Annotated in this window: 15 protein-coding genes; 5 read left to right on the forward strand and 10 right to left on the reverse strand. The window is 41.2% G+C overall.

Annotated elements, in window-relative coordinates; all coding sequences use genetic code 11:
• Window positions 1–122: 122 nt before the first annotated feature.
• Genes WKU33_RS18070 through WKU33_RS18080 form a run of 3 tightly spaced genes read left to right on the forward strand, consistent with a single transcriptional unit; the run spans window position 123 to window position 3,590 of the window.
• Window positions 123–1,112 carry a TAXI family TRAP transporter solute-binding subunit gene (locus tag WKU33_RS18070; RefSeq protein WP_340455953.1) on the forward strand — a complete coding sequence of 330 codons (990 nt, stop codon included), beginning with the start codon at window positions 123–125 and terminating at the stop codon, window positions 1,110–1,112.
• Window positions 1,102–1,572 carry a DUF1850 domain-containing protein gene (locus WKU33_RS18075; protein WP_340455955.1) on the forward strand — a complete coding sequence of 157 codons (471 nt, stop codon included), beginning with the start codon at window positions 1,102–1,104 and terminating at the stop codon, window positions 1,570–1,572. The genes WKU33_RS18070 and WKU33_RS18075 overlap by 11 nt, the downstream gene beginning before the upstream one ends.
• Window positions 1,569–3,590 (forward strand): TRAP transporter permease, encoded by a 2,022-nt coding sequence (locus WKU33_RS18080; RefSeq protein ID WP_340455957.1) that lies wholly within the window; start codon window positions 1,569–1,571, stop codon window positions 3,588–3,590. Before WKU33_RS18075 ends, WKU33_RS18080 begins: the two co-directional genes overlap by 4 nt.
• A 61-nt stretch (window positions 3,591–3,651) precedes the next feature.
• On the opposite strand, the gene WKU33_RS18085 is transcribed toward WKU33_RS18080, so the two are convergent.
• The 10 genes from WKU33_RS18085 to WKU33_RS18130 all read right to left on the reverse strand — a co-directional run bounded on the left by WKU33_RS18085 (window position 3,652) and on the right by WKU33_RS18130 (window position 13,428).
• On the reverse strand, window positions 3,652–4,146 hold the full coding sequence (locus tag WKU33_RS18085; RefSeq protein WP_340455973.1) for an SRPBCC family protein: 495 nt from the start codon (window positions 4,144–4,146) through the stop codon (window positions 3,652–3,654).
• Window positions 4,147–4,251: 105 nt separating this feature from the next.
• Window positions 4,252–4,443 (reverse strand): superinfection immunity protein, encoded by a 192-nt coding sequence (locus WKU33_RS18090; protein ID WP_340455959.1) that lies wholly within the window; start codon window positions 4,441–4,443, stop codon window positions 4,252–4,254.
• Window positions 4,444–4,822: 379 nt separating this feature from the next.
• On the reverse strand, window positions 4,823–5,941 hold the full coding sequence (ald, locus tag WKU33_RS18095) for an alanine dehydrogenase (protein ID WP_340455961.1): 1,119 nt from the start codon (window positions 5,939–5,941) through the stop codon (window positions 4,823–4,825).
• A gap of 56 nt (window positions 5,942–5,997) precedes the next feature.
• Complete coding sequence (locus WKU33_RS18100) at window positions 5,998–7,398, reverse strand: alanine/glycine:cation symporter family protein (protein ID WP_188856091.1); 1,401 nt, start codon at window positions 7,396–7,398, stop codon at window positions 5,998–6,000.
• A gap of 478 nt (window positions 7,399–7,876) precedes the next feature.
• Entirely contained in the window at window positions 7,877–8,320 is a 444-nt protein-coding gene (locus WKU33_RS18105; protein WP_340455964.1) for a hypothetical protein, read from the reverse strand.
• Window positions 8,321–8,336: 16 nt separating this feature from the next.
• A complete protein-coding gene (locus tag WKU33_RS18110; RefSeq protein ID WP_340455966.1) occupies window positions 8,337–9,869 on the reverse strand; it encodes an ABC transporter substrate-binding protein in 1,533 nt (510 codons plus the stop codon).
• Between the two features lie 34 nt (window positions 9,870–9,903).
• Complete coding sequence (locus WKU33_RS18115; RefSeq protein WP_340455968.1) at window positions 9,904–10,695, reverse strand: ATP-binding cassette domain-containing protein; 792 nt, start codon at window positions 10,693–10,695, stop codon at window positions 9,904–9,906.
• Window positions 10,685–11,611, reverse strand: coding sequence for an ABC transporter ATP-binding protein (locus WKU33_RS18120; RefSeq protein ID WP_340455970.1), 927 nt, complete (start codon window positions 11,609–11,611; stop codon window positions 10,685–10,687). The genes WKU33_RS18115 and WKU33_RS18120 overlap by 11 nt, the downstream gene beginning before the upstream one ends.
• Window positions 11,604–12,497: an ABC transporter permease gene (locus tag WKU33_RS18125; RefSeq protein ID WP_188856064.1), complete on the reverse strand. Its 894-nt coding sequence runs from the start codon at window positions 12,495–12,497 to the stop codon at window positions 11,604–11,606. Before WKU33_RS18125 ends, WKU33_RS18120 begins: the two co-directional genes overlap by 8 nt.
• Before the next feature lie 16 nt (window positions 12,498–12,513).
• Window positions 12,514–13,428, reverse strand: a complete 915-nt coding sequence (locus tag WKU33_RS18130) for an ABC transporter permease (RefSeq protein WP_336252433.1) — start codon at window positions 13,426–13,428, stop codon at window positions 12,514–12,516.
• A 616-nt stretch (window positions 13,429–14,044) separates the two neighbouring features.
• Between WKU33_RS18130 and WKU33_RS18135 the strand changes: the two genes are divergently transcribed.
• Entirely contained in the window at window positions 14,045–14,452 is a 408-nt protein-coding gene (locus WKU33_RS18135; protein ID WP_442946191.1) for a MerR family transcriptional regulator, read from the forward strand.
• Window positions 14,439–15,956 (forward strand): class I adenylate-forming enzyme family protein, encoded by a 1,518-nt coding sequence (locus WKU33_RS18140; RefSeq protein ID WP_340455972.1) that lies wholly within the window; start codon window positions 14,439–14,441, stop codon window positions 15,954–15,956. The genes WKU33_RS18135 and WKU33_RS18140 overlap by 14 nt, the downstream gene beginning before the upstream one ends.
• Window positions 15,957–16,144: the final 188 nt, after the last annotated feature.

Genomic DNA, 16,144 nt, shown 5'->3' on the forward strand with positions numbered 1-16,144 from the left:
TTGGATAAAATAAAAGTCGAATTATTTAAATAGAGTAATATATTGTAATTGACAAAATATTACTAAGATATTATAATGAAAACGCTATATTAAATAGAAAAAAGGGGAGAGGGGATCAAGAAATGAGGAAAAAATGGTTAGGCTTACTCGTGATTGGTTTATTATCAATCGTCCTTGTAGCCTGTGGCGATGATGGAGGAGACGACGCTGATAGCAGTGATGGCGGAGATGGGGATTCTGCCGGTCTTGAAACAAATATTGTGACCATTGCTACGGGCGGGGCGTCTGGTCCATATAATATTATCGCTACGACACTTGCGGATATTTATACGTCAACTTACGATGTCAACTCTCGTACACAAACAACAGGAGCTTCCGCTGAAAACTTGAATCTCATGGCAGATGAAAAAGTAGAAATGGCATTTGTTATGAGTGATGCATTGAGCCAGGCTTTAAATGGAGAGGAAAGTTTTTCAGAGCCGTTAGAGGGCATTACACAAATTGCGAATCTTTACCCGAACGTCGTACAAATTGTTGCACGGGCAGATGCCGGCATTGAAACAATAGAAGATTTAGTCGGGAAGCGTGTGGCTGTTGGTGACCAGGGTTCTGGCGTAGAAATAAATGCACGCGCTTTATTAAATGGTCATGATATTACATATGATGACTTGCAGGTGGACTACCTCGGTTATGCGGAGGCATCTGACGGTTTATCTGGAGGAACGATTGATGCAGCCTTTTTAACAAGTGGGCTGCCGAATGCCTCTGTATTGGAACTGTCTGAAACGCTTGATATTAATCTAGTAACGGTAGATGCAGATAAAGTTGCTGAAATTGCAGAGGAACATCCGTACTTTGTTCCATATGAGATTCCAGCAGATATGTATGACAATGCGGACGTTGTATCAACTGCAGCTGTTCCGAATGCGCTCGTTGTGCGTGAAGATTTAAGTGAGGATGATGTGTACGAATTAACCAAATCCTTCTTTGAGAATCTGGAACAGTTAGCTAACTCACATCAGGCAGCGGCGGATATATCATTAGATACAGCTCAAGACGGCCTTATTGCGCCATTACATCCAGGAGCTGAAAAATACTTTAATGAGCAATAAGAAAAAAATCTGGATCGGGAGCGCGTTTCTCATCGTGCTCCTTTTTCTTCTTCTTTTACGTTTGCCAGTCATTGAATTAGCGGGAGACAATACCGCTTATTATCTTAAACATAACGAATTTACACTTGGCTGGATTCATTCCATTGAGAAAGAAGAATGGTTTGAAAACTATAAACGAGAAAAGCAGGAAATTGTGTTACTAGAAACATATTTTAAGACGTTTGGTGCTGGGACGCCATATGAAGTTGAAGGAACAACGACTGAAAATGGTTTTATCCATATGGAGATGGATGTGGCTTATGAGGAATTAAATGTAACGGCTTCCGAATATGTGGATTTGACGATATACATGGAAAATCGTGAAATTCCTTTGCATCATTACTTTAATGATCACGAGCGCGTTCTTATTAGCGTGCGTACTGTACCTATATGGGAATACATAAGGGGGGAATTTTTATGAATAACGAAAAGCAGCCAACAACATCTGTTGAGGTCTCGGATGAGCAAGTCCAGAAAGTATTGGAAAAGTTTGACTTGGAATCGAATGTGCGGAAAGTAAATAATAAGGCAATCTTATGGGGCATATCGCTTCTCGCAATTTCTTTTGCTGTCTTCCATTTATATGTAACATTTAATCCGCTGCCAACACTCTTACAGCGGAATATCCACTTAATGGGTGGACTTGTTCTCGTATTCCTACTCTATCCGACATTTAAAAAGCAAAATCGCACAAAGATACCATTCTATGATTGGATTCTCGTCGGGCTAAGTGTCGCTTCCTCTGTTTATTTGTTTGTTGTATATCCCGATATTGTCACAACGCGTGGCGGGATTGCGACTACGACAGATATTCTAATGGCGATTATGACTGTCATTTTAGTCTTTGAAGCAGCACGCCGGGTTACGGGATGGATTTTGCCGATTTTGGCCATGTTATTTCTTGTCTATCCCTTCTTCAGCCACCAAGACTGGTTACCACGGATGCTCTTGACAAGGCCATTTGATTTATCCGATATATTTGGTCAGCTTTACATTAAAACAGAAGGTCTTTTTTCAACAGCAATCGGTGCATCGGTCCAATTTATCTTCCTGTTCATCTTGTTTGGGGCATTTCTTGCAAAGTCAGGGATGGGGCAGTTTTTCAATGATCTTGCTCTTGCACTAGCCGGACATAAACAAGGCGGACCGGCTAAGGTAGCTGTTATCTCAAGTGCCTTTATGGGATCAATTAACGGATCCGCAGTCGGTAACGTCGTTAGTACCGGAGCCTTTACGATTCCGTTAATGAAAAAGATCGGTTATGATAAAAACTTTTCTGGTGCAGTTGAGGCAAGTTCCTCTATTGGTGGACAGATATTGCCACCGGTTATGGGGGCGAGTGCCTTTATTATGGCGGAAACAACTGGGATATCGTATGGAACGATTGCCCTCGCAGCATTGATCCCAGCGCTATTATTTTTCCTGAGTAGTATTATGCAAGTTCATTACCGGGCAGGACGAGCAAACTTGAGAGGGTTACCGAAAGCAGACCTGCCCGAGTTGAAAAAAGTGCTGAAAAATGGATGGCATTTGCTCATTCCGCTTATATGTTTAATTGCGATGCTGTTCTACGGACTTCCAGTTTCATTTTCTGCCTTTTATACAATTGTAATTACCGTGATTGTATCTTGGTTTAGGAAACATACGAGAATGTCGATTAAAGATATTTTCGAAGCGCTGGAAACGGGAACGAGACAATCCCTATCAACAATTATTGCTTGTGGAGTTGTCGGTGTCGTAATTGGTGTTGTTAACTTAACAAGTTTTGGAGCGACATTGACGTCTGCTATTACTAGCCTTGGTGCAGGTTCACTCATGCTTACGTTAATTCTGACAATGCTTGCATCCATTGTACTAGGGATGGGTCTCCCTTCCATTCCGGCATATATTATTACCGCGACAATGGCTGCTCCTGCACTTGCGGAATTTGGTATTCCGGTTCTAATCGCTCACCTGTTTGTATTTTACTTTGGTATTTTTGCAAACATTACTCCACCTGTAGCACTCGCTTCCTTTGCCGGGGCAGGACTTGCAGGAGGAGATCCGATGCGAACCGGATTTATCTCCCTCAGACTATCGATAGCAGGATTCATCGTTCCGTTCATTTTTGTTTACGAACCTGCAATGCTTTTGATTAATCCAACTGGATTACCGGTTAATGTAACGGAATTTCCATTTGCCGCAGTAATGGATATCCTAATTGTCACAATCAGTTCGGCCATAGCTGTCATTGCAATTAGTGCGGCGGTCGAAGGGTATATTAAAACACATTTAGGTGTCATCACTCGAATCATTCTCGGGGTCGGTTCCTTGCTTTTGATTGTTCCCGAGCTTGTAACTGATATTATTGGTTATGTAATTATATTTGTGATTTATGCTTGGAATTATATAAAAGGAAGAAAAGGACCTGAAGTGGCACTTGAAACGAGGTCTGGTTGAATGGATTGCTTCATTAAAAATCCCAAGTTCATTATAAAATGGACTTGGGATTTTTTTGGGCTTAGTTGTTTTCAAAATAGGTTGCGATTGCCCGTTTCTGGTATTCAAATATGTCTTCCAACATCTTTCGGATAAATAATTGATGTGCTATGTCCCCAAAGATAGAGAACGGCATTGCGTAGTTTACTGTATCACGCATCTCTGTACCATCCGTATTCTGGATCAAGCGGTGCTCGTGCTGCCAATAGCGAAACGGCCCGGAGCGTTGAATATCAATGAACATGCTGCCTTCTTCAATACGGGTAATCTCCGCCTGCCAGTTCATGCGAAGACCTAAGAAAGGTCTGATTTGATAACGGAAAGTCATCCCTTCTTTCATTTTTTGTGGAAGGGGATGGAGTGGTTTGAATGATAAATCACTTGAAGTAATGTTCTCTAATTGAGAAGGGTTGGAGAGGAAATCCCACGCTTTTTGTTGAGGAACGGGAAGGTGCTGCGTTGTGGTCAGTGTGTATATTTTTAATTTAAATCCTCCTGCTGCTTTGAATCGTGTTATATTTTAATAAAAAGGAAAAAGCATGAATCACTTTTCATGCTTTTTCCCCGGTTCTTTTATAAAAGTATTCGTATTAGTGCAGTAAAATATTAGCATCTTTTCATGTTAAACTTTTTTAACAGCCCAAACTAGTGATATGACCCATCCAACCAAGGACCAGCCTAAAAATAGGTTCAATACAAAGATAGATACGAAGTTTGGTTGATTATTTATCTTAGCTATGATGGTTGGTAAAAAGTAAACTCCTAGAGCAATGGCGCCCATTAAGAAAATGAAAAACAGCATGAAAAGCTCCATTATCATCCCTCCCTTTTATACCGATATGATATATCCAGAATGCCATAATTTCTTTACAATCTGGATAGTATTATCTATGTTTTTGCGGAAAAATGGAAAAATTTGTCTGATTTGAATGATACTATTTATTATTATCCATATCAATGTGGATTGTGAGAAAGTTTACACTTCAAACTTCACTAAAAATTATAATCATAGTATGCATGACTCGAATATATGGTGTGGGAGATAGTCGGAGAAAAGGTTAATTCGTTATACACTAGTATACTTTCTAAAAAAAATAAAAAGACCCTTTCCAAGCTAGGAACAGGTGCCGCCCCCAAAAGTTAGAGTTATAATCTAACTTTTGGAGTAATCACCTGAAAGGTCTTTTCAATCATTATTTATTCAATAATCCAATCGCATCTTCAAATGGCAAGTCGAATGTTTCTGCTACTGCTTGATAGGTTACTTTACCATCTAAAGTGTTCAAACCTTTAAGTAATGAAGGATTATCGAGTAGCGCTTTTTTATATCCTTTATTCGCAATTTGAATCGCATAAGGAACTGTAACGTTTGATAGTGCAATTGTTGCTGTTCTTGGTACGGCACCTGGGATGTTTGCTACGGTGTAATGGATAACCCCATGTTTTGTATAAACAGGATCAGCATGTGTTGTCGCATGGTCACTTGTTTCGAAGTTTCCACCTTGGTCAATTGCAACGTCTACAATGACAGAACCATCTTCCATTTGTTTAATCATATCTTCTGATACAAGCACAGGAGCTTTTGCACCTGGGATGAGCACAGAGCCAACAACAATATCAGAATCAATTACTTCCTGTTCAATGTTTACATCATTGGAAATAAGCACGTTAGCATTATTGCCAAATATTTCGTGGAGCTCGCGCAGACGAGTTGGGTTCAAGTCAAGAATGGAAACTTCTGCACCAAGTCCTACAGCAATTTTCGCAGCATTTGTACCTACTACACCTCCGCCGATGACCGTAACTTTCCCGCGTTTAACACCTGGAACCCCAGCAAGTACAACACCTTTTCCGCCTTGTGTTTTTTCTAAATAATGAGCACCAAGTTGCGTTGCCATTGTACCAGCCACTTCACTCATCGGTGTTAATAATGGTAGTGAGTTATCTGGAAGTTGTACGGTTTCATAAGCTAAAGCAACAACTTTTTTATCGACCAGTTCCCTTGTTAATTCTGGCTCATTTGCTAAGTGTAAGTATGTGAAAAGAACTAGTCCTTCACGGAAGTAGGCATACTCTTCAGGAAGTGGTTCTTTTACCTTCATAACCATATCTTGAGCCCATGCTTCCTCAGCAGAAGATACAATGGTGGCGCCAGCTTTTTCATAATCTTCATCTTTAAAACTTGACCCAAGTCCTGCAGCTGTTTCGATAAATACTTCATGTCCAGCTCTTTTCAAATTAATAACTCCTGTTGGTGTCATGGCAACTCTGTTCTCATTATTTTTAATTTCTTTAGGTATACCGATTCTCATTTTGAATCCCTCTTTCTATTTGTTTTTTATTTTCTATATTACACCTAAAATTAGCGCTATGCATTTTTTTGCAATTGCTCTTTTTCAATTGGATTGGCGAAATAGTTTTCTGTTTGTTGTTTAACTACTTTATACAATAATAATAGACCGATTAAGTTCGGAATAATCATAAGTGCGTTTGCCATATCGGCAAATGCCCAGACCAATTTAAGGTCGGCTACTGAACCAATATATGTAGCTGCTAGAAAAAGAACACCATAGATGCCGACGTATTTTACGCCGAATAAGTATTCAAAGCTTTTTGATCCATAGACATACCAGGCGATAATCGTTGAAAATCCGAAGAAAACAACAGAAATGGAAACGATGTATTCACCGATAACGCCTAGAACAGCTCCAAATGCAGCACTAGTCAAAGCGCCGCCATCAAGATTCGCATTATGCTCGACTCCTGACAATAATCCGCCAGATGGATCCCAGAAACCGGTAATAACGAGTACGAGCCCTGTCATCGAACAAACGATAATCGTAACGATGAATGTACCTGTCATGGCAACAAGGCCTTGTTTGGCTGGATGGCTCGTCTTGGCATTTCCTGCAATCATCGCTACGGTACCCATACCAGCCTCGTTGGAGAATATTCCTTTCGAGACCCCATGCTGGATTGCCTGCGTGACGACAAATCCGGTGAATCCACCAGCCGCTGAAACAGGTGTAAACGCATGGTGGAAAATTAGCCCAAATGCAGGTATGATTTGATCAAAATTCAAGATTAAAATTAACATAGAGCCCGCAATGTATAAAATAGCTAAGACAGGGACGAACACTCCAGCAACATTACTGATTCGTTTTATTCCGCCAAATATAATGAGACCGGTAAGTATAACAAGTAAAACTCCGGTAACCCAGCCCGTTACATGGAAACTATTATCCATTACGTCAGCAATTGTATTTGACTGAACGGCATTACCGGTTCCTAATGCTGCGATTCCCGCAAAAAATGCGAACCCGATGGCTAGTGGCTTCCACTTTTTCCCTAGCCCGCGCTCAATATAGTACATTGGCCCACTGGAATATTCGCCATTTGGATTTTTGACACGGTAGATTTGCGCAAGAACAGCTTCAGCATACTTGGTCGACATTCCAATCAGTCCAACAACCCACATCCAGAAGAGCGCCCCAGGCCCTCCAAGCGTAATGGCTGTTGCAATTCCGGCGATATTCCCATTACCAATCATCCCGGCGAGCGATGTCATCAGAGCTTTGAAGTTACTTACATCCCCTTCAGCTTCTGAATCCTCTTTATCAGGCGTAAATGCTAGTTTGAAAGCATACCATAATTTGGTGAACTGCAGTCCCTTTAACGCAAATGTTAAAAAGAGCCCTGTCCCAACTAGCAGGATCATACTAGGCGCACCCCAGAGGAATGCGTTAATTTTATTTAATACCTCTAACAAAATATTCAACCCCTTCCCCCTGTATTACAATAGATGATGTTAGCGCTATGTTTGTTTGTGGTAAAAATAGCTATATTATGTAATAGCGCTTACAACTCATGTACTTAAAGATTCTACTAGATTGGATTCTAGTAGAAAATGTCGTTAACTGTAATTGTACAGTTAAAATTATTTAGCGTCAACTACTAGTTTTTTTTCGTTAAGTCACTTGGTGGATCTTGTTGTTTTTTGGTGAATTGGAAGGGAAAGGGATCGGGTATTGTTGTGTAATGAAGTGTAAATACATAAATATGAATCTAGTGAATAGCCATATCAGAATGGATAAAAATGCGGAAAGGAAGGGATTGTGATGCTCCATTTAGAAAAAAGGGGGTGTTATTGTCCCAATAAAACCAGCTGGTAAACATGTTACCAGCTAGTTTCATCCGAACAGTTCTCCTGCAAAAAGTGGGACAAATGCTCTGACCCTCTGTCCCAGTTAGGAAGGGGAGTGGGTTTGGTGTATGATGTCAAATGTTACTTTGGTATTGGTTGTTTTCTTATTTGTAATGTTCCAATTGGGAGAGAGCATTGTTTCAAAATCGGTAAATTCATCTTGTTTCAGTTTAATTCCATGAAATTGATGGTCCTCTAACGAATAATCTTTCCCTGACTCCAGAGCAAATTTGATATTTAATAGCCGTTCGATTCCGTAAACGGAAATAAATTTAATCGTGTAGCCAGACTGAATTGCTTGTTCCACTCGCTCGAAATCATCTTTCGTTTCCTTAATAAAGGCTAGATAGTCGAATGAATCATCGACCTGCAAGATCGCATCCAGATCCTCTGTTTTTATTGCATGAATCAAGTCGGCTTTTTCCATTCCGGATGCAAGTAATGTTTCAATCATGTATGCTTCCATTAATGTGACGGATACTGCCATCGTATTTTCCTCCCCCTTATTCATTTAACGTAATTTCATCAATTACATACAACTCATCAAGTCTCGGTGTATAGTTAAGCCGGTCGCTCACACCGTAACGGCCTTCCAATTGGAATAAGTAGACGGCTCCTCTGTCTTCCGCTAATATTTGCTGAACTTGTTGATACTGTTCTGCCCGTTTCTCCTCATTCATGTTATAGGCCGCAGCTTCAAGTAATTCGTCAACTTCTTCGTTCGCATAGCTTGTGACATTTTCTTCTCTAAATAGATCGAGTACACTGCCGTCAAACATGTCATTTCCCCACCCGACGAAGACACCTTCTGCTAAGTCTTCATCGAATAAGCGTTTAGCAAATTGACTTTGTTCGAGTAGTTCTAGATTTGCTGTGATTCCAACATCCTGGAGCATTCCACCAACGACTTCGGCCATCTCTGTATAATAATTGTTAACTGAAATATCTACTGTAATTCCATCTTCGTATCCAGCTTCTGCGAGTAACTCTTTTGCCCGGTCTGGATCGTACTCATACGTATCATAAAGGGACTCATCGGCTCCGAAGTTCCCTGGAGTAACATGGGTCCTTGTCGGTGTTGCTGCACCTAATAGAATTTCATCGATAATGACTTGGTTATCAATGGCAAGATCGATTGCTTCACGAACCCGCGGATCACCAGTTGGTGCATCATCTTCTGTTGACAGCCATAGCTGGATGACACGCTGGATTGGTTCCAGACTGACATGGGTTCCTTCATTGTCATTTATTCGGTCGATATCTGCCGTAGGAATATTAAAGGCAACATCGACTTTATCCGTTAATAGTTCAGCAACCCGGGTCGAGTCTTCTGGTACAACGGTAAATTGAACCTTTTCCCAATTCGGTTCACCCTCGAAGTAATTTGCGAATTTCGTTAGTTCAACATAACTATCTCGATTCCATTTGGAAAATTCATAAGCACCTGTGCCGATTGGATTTTTGAAAAATTCTTCTGATCCTACTTCTTCAAAATAGGCAGCTGGGAAAATACTCGCAGCAACCGTTGATAATCTGCTTAATAACTGCGGATCCGGTTCTTCGGTAATAATCTGTACCGTATAATCATCGATAATCGTTACTTCTTCTATTTTGTTAAAAACGGAATACTGCTGTAACGTATCATCGTTTGCCACTCGTTCTAATGAGAATTTCACGTCTTTTGCTGTAAGGTCGTCTCCGTTGTGGAACGTTACTCCTTCTTCCAATGTAAACTCCCAAGTCGTATCATTAACTTGTTCCCAATCTGTTGCAAGCTCTGGAACGATTTCACCAGCAGCATCTCTTTTTACAAGTTTACTATATATGTTTACGAGTACTGCTGAAGTTGTGATGACGTTGTTATTTTGTGGATCCAGTGTCGTAATATCTGCAGGATTGGCAAATGTAAGTGATTCATAACCATTGCCTGAGTCATTATGACTTGTTTCGCTTTCCTGATCGGGATCGGAAAAGCCACAAGCAGAAAGTAAAAGTGTGATAGCGATAGTCATACTGAGCCATTTCAGTTTTTTCATGAAGTAATTCCTCCTATAATTCGTAACAGCTGATTCATCCATCTTCCCTTAATCGCGGGTGGGAGGGAGGAACTGCAGCTAGTAGTGATTTCGTATAATCATGTTGCGGATTCTCAAAAATTTCGTCACGGGTGCCGGTTTCGACGATTTCCCCTTTATACATAATGGCAATCCGATCACTTATTAATCGGACAGCAGGTAAACCGTGCGCAATAAAAATATAAGCAATTCCGTATGTCTTCTGTAGCGAAGATAATAAATGTAAAATTTGCGCCTGTAGCGATACATCAAGAGCGGATACGGCTTCATCACAGACGATTAAATCTGGCTTTAACGCAATCGCCCTGGCAATACTGAGACGTTGTCGTTGTCCGCCACTGAATTGATGCGGATAACGATTAAGATGTTCTTTATCAAGTCCTACTTCTTGTAAAAGTTTTAAAGCTTGTTCATACCGTTCCCTTTTTGGCATTTTTTCATGAATAAAGAGGGGCTCGGTAACGATATCTTTCGCTTTCATCCGGGGATTTAGCGAACCGTATGGATCTTGGAAAATAATTTGGAGCTTTCTCTTTGCCGCATTGGTTAAACTTGTTATATTTTTTCCGTGAAAAAGGATTTCTCCTTCTGTCGGTTTTTCAAGCTGCATAATCATTTTAGCGATGGTTGATTTACCTGAGCCAGATTCACCGACAATTCCAAGCGTTTCCCCGCGCTCTACATGAAAATTCACCCCATCGACCGCTTTTAAGATGGGGCCATCTTTCTGATCGGAAAAATATTTTCTTAATCCCTTTACTTCGAGTAAATGTTCCTCAGCCTTCATCGTCAGCACCTGCCTTTTTACGTACAAAATGGGTGTCACTTATTTTTTGAAAGGGGCCATCCTCTAGTCTCTCAAGTTGTGCAGGATCATCCATAAGTGAATCAATCGTATCAGTATCCGTTTCAAGTGTAGGCATTGCTTTCAATAAGCGGATCGTATAAGGATGTTGCGGATTGTCAAACAGTTCAAAGACAGTTGCTTCTTCTACAATCTTCCCTTGGCGCATGACGAGAACCCGATCGGCAATATCGGCGACGACACTTAAATCATGGGTGATAAAAACAACCCCCATCTCATTTTTGCGGTTTAAGTTCTTGATTAATGATAAAATCTGTTTTTGAATAGTAACATCTAGGGCAGTTGTTGGTTCGTCCGCAATGAGAAGTTGCGGCTCATTAGCGATAGCAATCGCAATCATGACCCGCTGCCGCATTCCCCCGGATAATTGATGGGGGAATCGATTTGCAACAGCTTCTGCATTGTTTATTTCCACTTGGCGCAATAAATCAATGCTCTTTTCCTGAATTGCTTTTTTCGATATATCCGGATGATGGATTTTTAACGCTTCGGCAATTTGTGTCTTGATTCGGAGCATCGGGTTAAGAGATGACATTGGTTCTTGGAAAATCATCGTCATGTCTTTCCCGTTAATTTTGCGCCGTTCGTTTTTTGGTAAGGCGAGCAAGTTTCTTCCCTGAAAATGGATGGCACCACTTGCAACTTCGCCCTCGCTTTTAAGCAATCCCATTATGGCGAGGGATGTCATGCTTTTCCCACTGCCGCTTTCACCAACAATGGCGACGACTTCTCCTTGATTGACATGAAAAGATACGTCATTAACGACAGTTATTTTGTCCTTATCTCTTGCAGGAAACTGTATAACGAGATTGTTAACAGATAGGAGCGGTTCACTCATTTCCTTCCCCTCCTTGTTTTAATCTTGGGTCGAGCACATCGCGGAACCAATCACCGACGAAGGTAATTGCCAAAACGGTGATCGTAATCGCAAGTCCAGGAAATGTCGCAATCCACCAACTCGTAGCAATATAATTCCGGCCATCATTTAACATTCCGCCCCACGTAATATCGGGTGGCTGCACACCAAGGCCCAAAAAGCTCAAGGAAGACTCCGTTAAAATAGCAGATGCAATCCCGATTGTTGCCACAACAATAAACGATGACACGACATTTGGTAAAATATGCCGCCTAATCAGATACGTGTGAGGCGCTCCAAGCGTATATGCTAATTGGACAAATTCTCGCTGTTTCACACTTAATACTTCGCCACGGACGAGTCTCGTATATTGCGGCCAGCTTGTCAGTCCAATGACAACGATAAGCGTGATGAGTCCTGGTTCAAAAACGACGATGGCAACAAGAACGAGCAGTAATGTTGGAATAGCCAGAATCGCATCAACTACACGCATTAACACATGATCAACCCAAGTTCCGCCGAGGTATCCAGCTAAAAGACCAAGAAGAAGTCCAATAACTCCTGAAATGATTACAGAAAATAATCCTACGAGAAGGGATACACGGCCACCATAGATAAGCCTGCTTAATATATCTCTCCCAACATGGTCTGTACCAAGAAGATAAGTGGTCGATCCGCCATCTACCCAAAAGGGAGGGATGAGGCGCTTTGTTGCATCAATGGCAAACGGGTCATGCGGTACAATCCACGGAGCAAAAATTGCCAAAAGGACAATAATGGTAACGGTAATCGATCCAATGAGTCCTAGAGGTGAAGTAAAGTTGCGTATTTTTGTGAATGTCTTTGTTATTGGGCTGTTTTTACTCATTACACCTCACTCCAAACTACTTGTATTTAATCCGCGGATCGAGGATTCGATAAACGGCATCGGTTAATAAATTAGCCACAATCGTAATTAAGGCAATGATAAAGACAATCGCTTGAACTACCGCCATATCACCCGTTTCAATGGAAGAGAGTAATAATCTCCCTACACCAGGCCAGGAAAAGACAGTTTCCACAACAATAGCCCCGCCAATTAGTTGAGGAAATTGTAATCCAATAATAGTAACAGCAGGTATAAGCGAATTTAAAAATACATGACGTAAAATGACGATTATTTCTTTTTGCCCTTTACTACGGGCCGTCTGGACAAAATCTTGTTCAATTACTTCGAGTACACTACCGCGAATTAGTCGCGTAATTTCAGCTGCAAGTGCAACCCCAAGCGTCACCGCCGGCAAGACGAAATGAATCGGTGATTCCGCACCGGAAACTGGGAAAATCGGGATAATAACCGCAAAGAAGAGAATGAGCATAATCCCAATCCAATAATTCGGCATCGCCTTTCCAACGATCGAAACGCCGGAAATGAGAAAGTCAAGCACCGTATTTCGTTTTAATGCAGCAAAAATACCAAGGGGAATCGATATCACAATTGCAACACCTAAAGCCATCAGGGAGAGGGCGAGTGTTGCCGGAAGCCGTTCCACCACAAGGTCCAGTGCCGGCTCTTGGTATTGTAGCGACTGACCGAAATTCCCTGTTACTAAATCCTTTATGTAATTTACATACTGCACGTAAAAAGGTTCATTTAATCCAAGCGCTTCTTCTAGTACGGCACGGTCTTCCTGTGTTGCATTTTCCGGAAGCATGCTGACGACCGGATCACCCGCAACATAAACAAGTCCAAAGACAATCAACGTTAGAATAAATAGTGTCGGAACAATTTGCAGGAACGAACGTTTTATAAAAGCCAAGCAATCACCACCTCTAAATCGAATACTGCGTTAAAAAAATCCCATCAGTATATATTAATGATTAATTATAAAATACACTACTAAAATGCTTTCTGGAGTCCTTCATTTGTTGAGTATATAAATCAAATATATTTACTGGGGATTTAAAAGTCAAGAATTGGGATTCCAATTCGTGGACTTCATTGAAAAATGTTGAAAGTGGGACAGTTGCTGCCTATCTGTCCCATTAGTTCTAATCATTTTTTATTTCATGATTATTAACGAATGAAAACGAAATAAAAAGTGCGCGTTCTCGAGTTAGTTTAGAAGTAGGATGAACATATAATTAAAAGGAAGGTATGCTATCCAAGTGACGAATTTTTTCGAATGACGACGGGATATTTTCTGATGAATAGGATTTTATTGTTGCAATTCTGTTTTCAGGTGAGAGCTAGAGCGGATGGATTGCAATATTTTTATCTGCTTTAGGTTTTTTTATTCCCATAAGTTCCAGGCACCCGCATTCTCAAAATGGGACAAATGCTCTGACCCTCTGTCCCGAAATTCCTTCTTGCTCTTTACGTTAACGTCAATGTTACACTATAATTGTAAGAAAATTAAATTAAAGGTGATGGCTATGAAGACAGCAAAGACCTATTCGATTGCAGAGCTGGCTGAAGAGTTTGGTATAACGACTAGAGCAATTCGTTACTATGAAGAGCTCGGTCTATTAAAACCAGAAAGAACAGAAGCTGGACAGCGGATATTTTCTAGCAAAGAGAGAGGTAGGCTGAAGCTCATCTTCCGGGGAAAACGATATGGTTTCCAGTTAGATGAGATTCGGGAAATGATCCAGCTGTTTGACCTCGACCGGACAGGCAGAAAGCAACTCGAGCGGACAATCGAATATGGGAAGGGAAAGATCGAGGAGGTGACCGAACGGATAGAGGAATTACTGCGAATACGTTCAGAGATGGAGCAGTTGCTTGAGGAGTTTCAAACTAAATTAAATGAGTTGGAGCGTGAAAAAAATGAATATCCCTAACCTGTTAGCCGTTATGTCAAGGAAGTATCCGAATCATGAAGGAATTGTAACGCCCTCTGAAAGGGTCACTTACAGTGAATGGAATGAAGCTGTTAATCGGTTCGCTCATAGTCTCGAAGAATTGGGTGTTAAAAAAGGTGATAAAGTTGCCTTGCAAATGCCAAATACGAAAGAGTTTCTGATTGCTTATGTTGCCGTTCAGCGCATTGGAGCTCTCAGTGTTCCGATTAATGCAAGGTTGATTGGACAAGAAGTCATGTATATTTTAGACGACAGCGATGCTTCCGTATTTATCACACATGAGCTTATATTCGAGCAAGTCCGTCATTTACCGGAACAATCTCCAGAGATTGAATTCATCAAAACCGGATCTGCGGAAAGGGCTTGGCTTTCCTTGGAAGACCTGCTAGCGAGCGGTTCAACTACAGAAATCAAATGCAGTCTCACAGAAGATGATGATGCTTCCATCCTTTATACATCCGGAACAACCGGCAATCCGAAAGGTGTCCTTTTCACGTACCGCAGTATCCTTACGGTCGCAGTTACGATTTGTGTAGAAATGGAGTTAAAGCCAGAAAGCCGTATACTTCATATGATGCCACTTAGCCACTCTGCACCACTGCATCTATTCATGGTAGCAGGTCTTTATGTTGGAGCAACTCATGTTGTTGTACCAACCTTTACACCGGATTTGTTGCTTGGAACAGTTTCCCGAGAAAAAACGACCCATTTTTTCGGAGCACCGATTGCTTATCTAACAACCTGTAAACATCCAGAAATTGAAAACTATGACCTTTCCTCTATGAAATATTGGATCTATGGAGCTGCGCCGCTTTCCAAGGAAGAAGTCATACTTATAAAAAATCAATTTGCTACCGACCGATTAATCTGCGTGTATGGGTTAACAGAAGCTGGACCAAATGGGACGTTACTAGGCTTCGATGATCATGAGGAAAAGGCCGGAAGTATCGGAAATCGCGCGGCGCTTAATTGTGAAATCCGTCTGGTTGATGAAAATGGTAAAGACACGGTACCCGGTGAGGTTGGTGAAATTATCCTGCGTGGTGAAGGAAATATGAAAGGATACTATAAAAATGAGGAAGAAACGAAGGCTGTGCTGAAAGACGGCTGGCTCTATACTGGCGACATGGCGCGACAAGATAAGGATGGCTTCTATTGGATGATTGACAGGAAGAAAGACATTATCATCTCTGGTGGTGTAAATATTTATCCGAAAGAAATCGAAAATCTTCTTCTCACACACCCACTTATCTCGGATGTTGCCGTGATCGGTACTCCGAACCCGGACTGGGGTGAAACGGTGAAGGCTTATGTCGTGATTGATGGAAAAGTAGAAAATCTAAAAGAAGAATGCAAGAAATTTTTGCAAGGTAAAATTGCAGATTACAAGATTCCAAAACTCTATGAAGCATTAGAAGAGCTTCCGCGGAATGCGACCGGTAAGCTACAGAAACAGCAGTTAAGGAAGCAGGTTACAGAGTAAGAGCAAAGTTACAGCAAGACTTGTGGTAATAAGTCAAGAGAAAATCCATAAAAAATAAAGCTGATCATGGACTTTCAAAGGAAAAAAAGGCGCACTGAACTAAACCCACGCCGATATAGGAACGGTCGTTCGGGTTGATTAAAAGGATTCAAAAGCAGTTATTTGCTTTTGAGTTACACGCTCCTTTT

This window comes from Oceanobacillus sp. HCA-5259 (genome assembly GCF_037892815.1).
In the GTDB taxonomy this organism is placed as follows: Bacteria; Bacillota; Bacilli; order Bacillales; family Amphibacillaceae; genus Oceanobacillus; species Oceanobacillus indicireducens.

Bases quoted from the DNA above. Each gene is read 5' to 3' on its own strand.
- WKU33_RS18070 (WP_340455953.1), top strand. From the start codon at position 123: ATGAGGAAAAAATGGTTAGGCTTACTCGTGATTGGTTTATTATCAATC.
- WKU33_RS18075 (WP_340455955.1), top strand. From the start codon at position 1,102: ATGAGCAATAAGAAAAAAATCTGGATCGGGAGCGCGTTTCTCATCGTG.
- WKU33_RS18080 (WP_340455957.1), top strand. From the start codon at position 1,569: ATGAATAACGAAAAGCAGCCAACAACATCTGTTGAGGTCTCGGATGAG.
- WKU33_RS18090 (WP_340455959.1), bottom strand. From the start codon at position 4,443: ATGGAGCTTTTCATGCTGTTTTTCATTTTCTTAATGGGCGCCATTGCT.
- ald (WP_340455961.1), bottom strand. From the start codon at position 5,941: ATGAGAATCGGTATACCTAAAGAAATTAAAAATAATGAGAACAGAGTT.
- WKU33_RS18105 (WP_340455964.1), bottom strand. From the start codon at position 8,320: ATGGCAGTATCCGTCACATTAATGGAAGCATACATGATTGAAACATTA.
- WKU33_RS18110 (WP_340455966.1), bottom strand. From the start codon at position 9,869: ATGAAAAAACTGAAATGGCTCAGTATGACTATCGCTATCACACTTTTA.
- WKU33_RS18115 (WP_340455968.1), bottom strand. From the start codon at position 10,695: ATGAAGGCTGAGGAACATTTACTCGAAGTAAAGGGATTAAGAAAATAT.
- WKU33_RS18120 (WP_340455970.1), bottom strand. From the start codon at position 11,611: ATGAGTGAACCGCTCCTATCTGTTAACAATCTCGTTATACAGTTTCCT.
- WKU33_RS18125 (WP_188856064.1), bottom strand. From the start codon at position 12,497: ATGAGTAAAAACAGCCCAATAACAAAGACATTCACAAAAATACGCAAC.
- WKU33_RS18135 (WP_442946191.1), top strand. From the start codon at position 14,045: ATGAAGACAGCAAAGACCTATTCGATTGCAGAGCTGGCTGAAGAGTTT.
- WKU33_RS18140 (WP_340455972.1), top strand. From the start codon at position 14,439: ATGAATATCCCTAACCTGTTAGCCGTTATGTCAAGGAAGTATCCGAAT.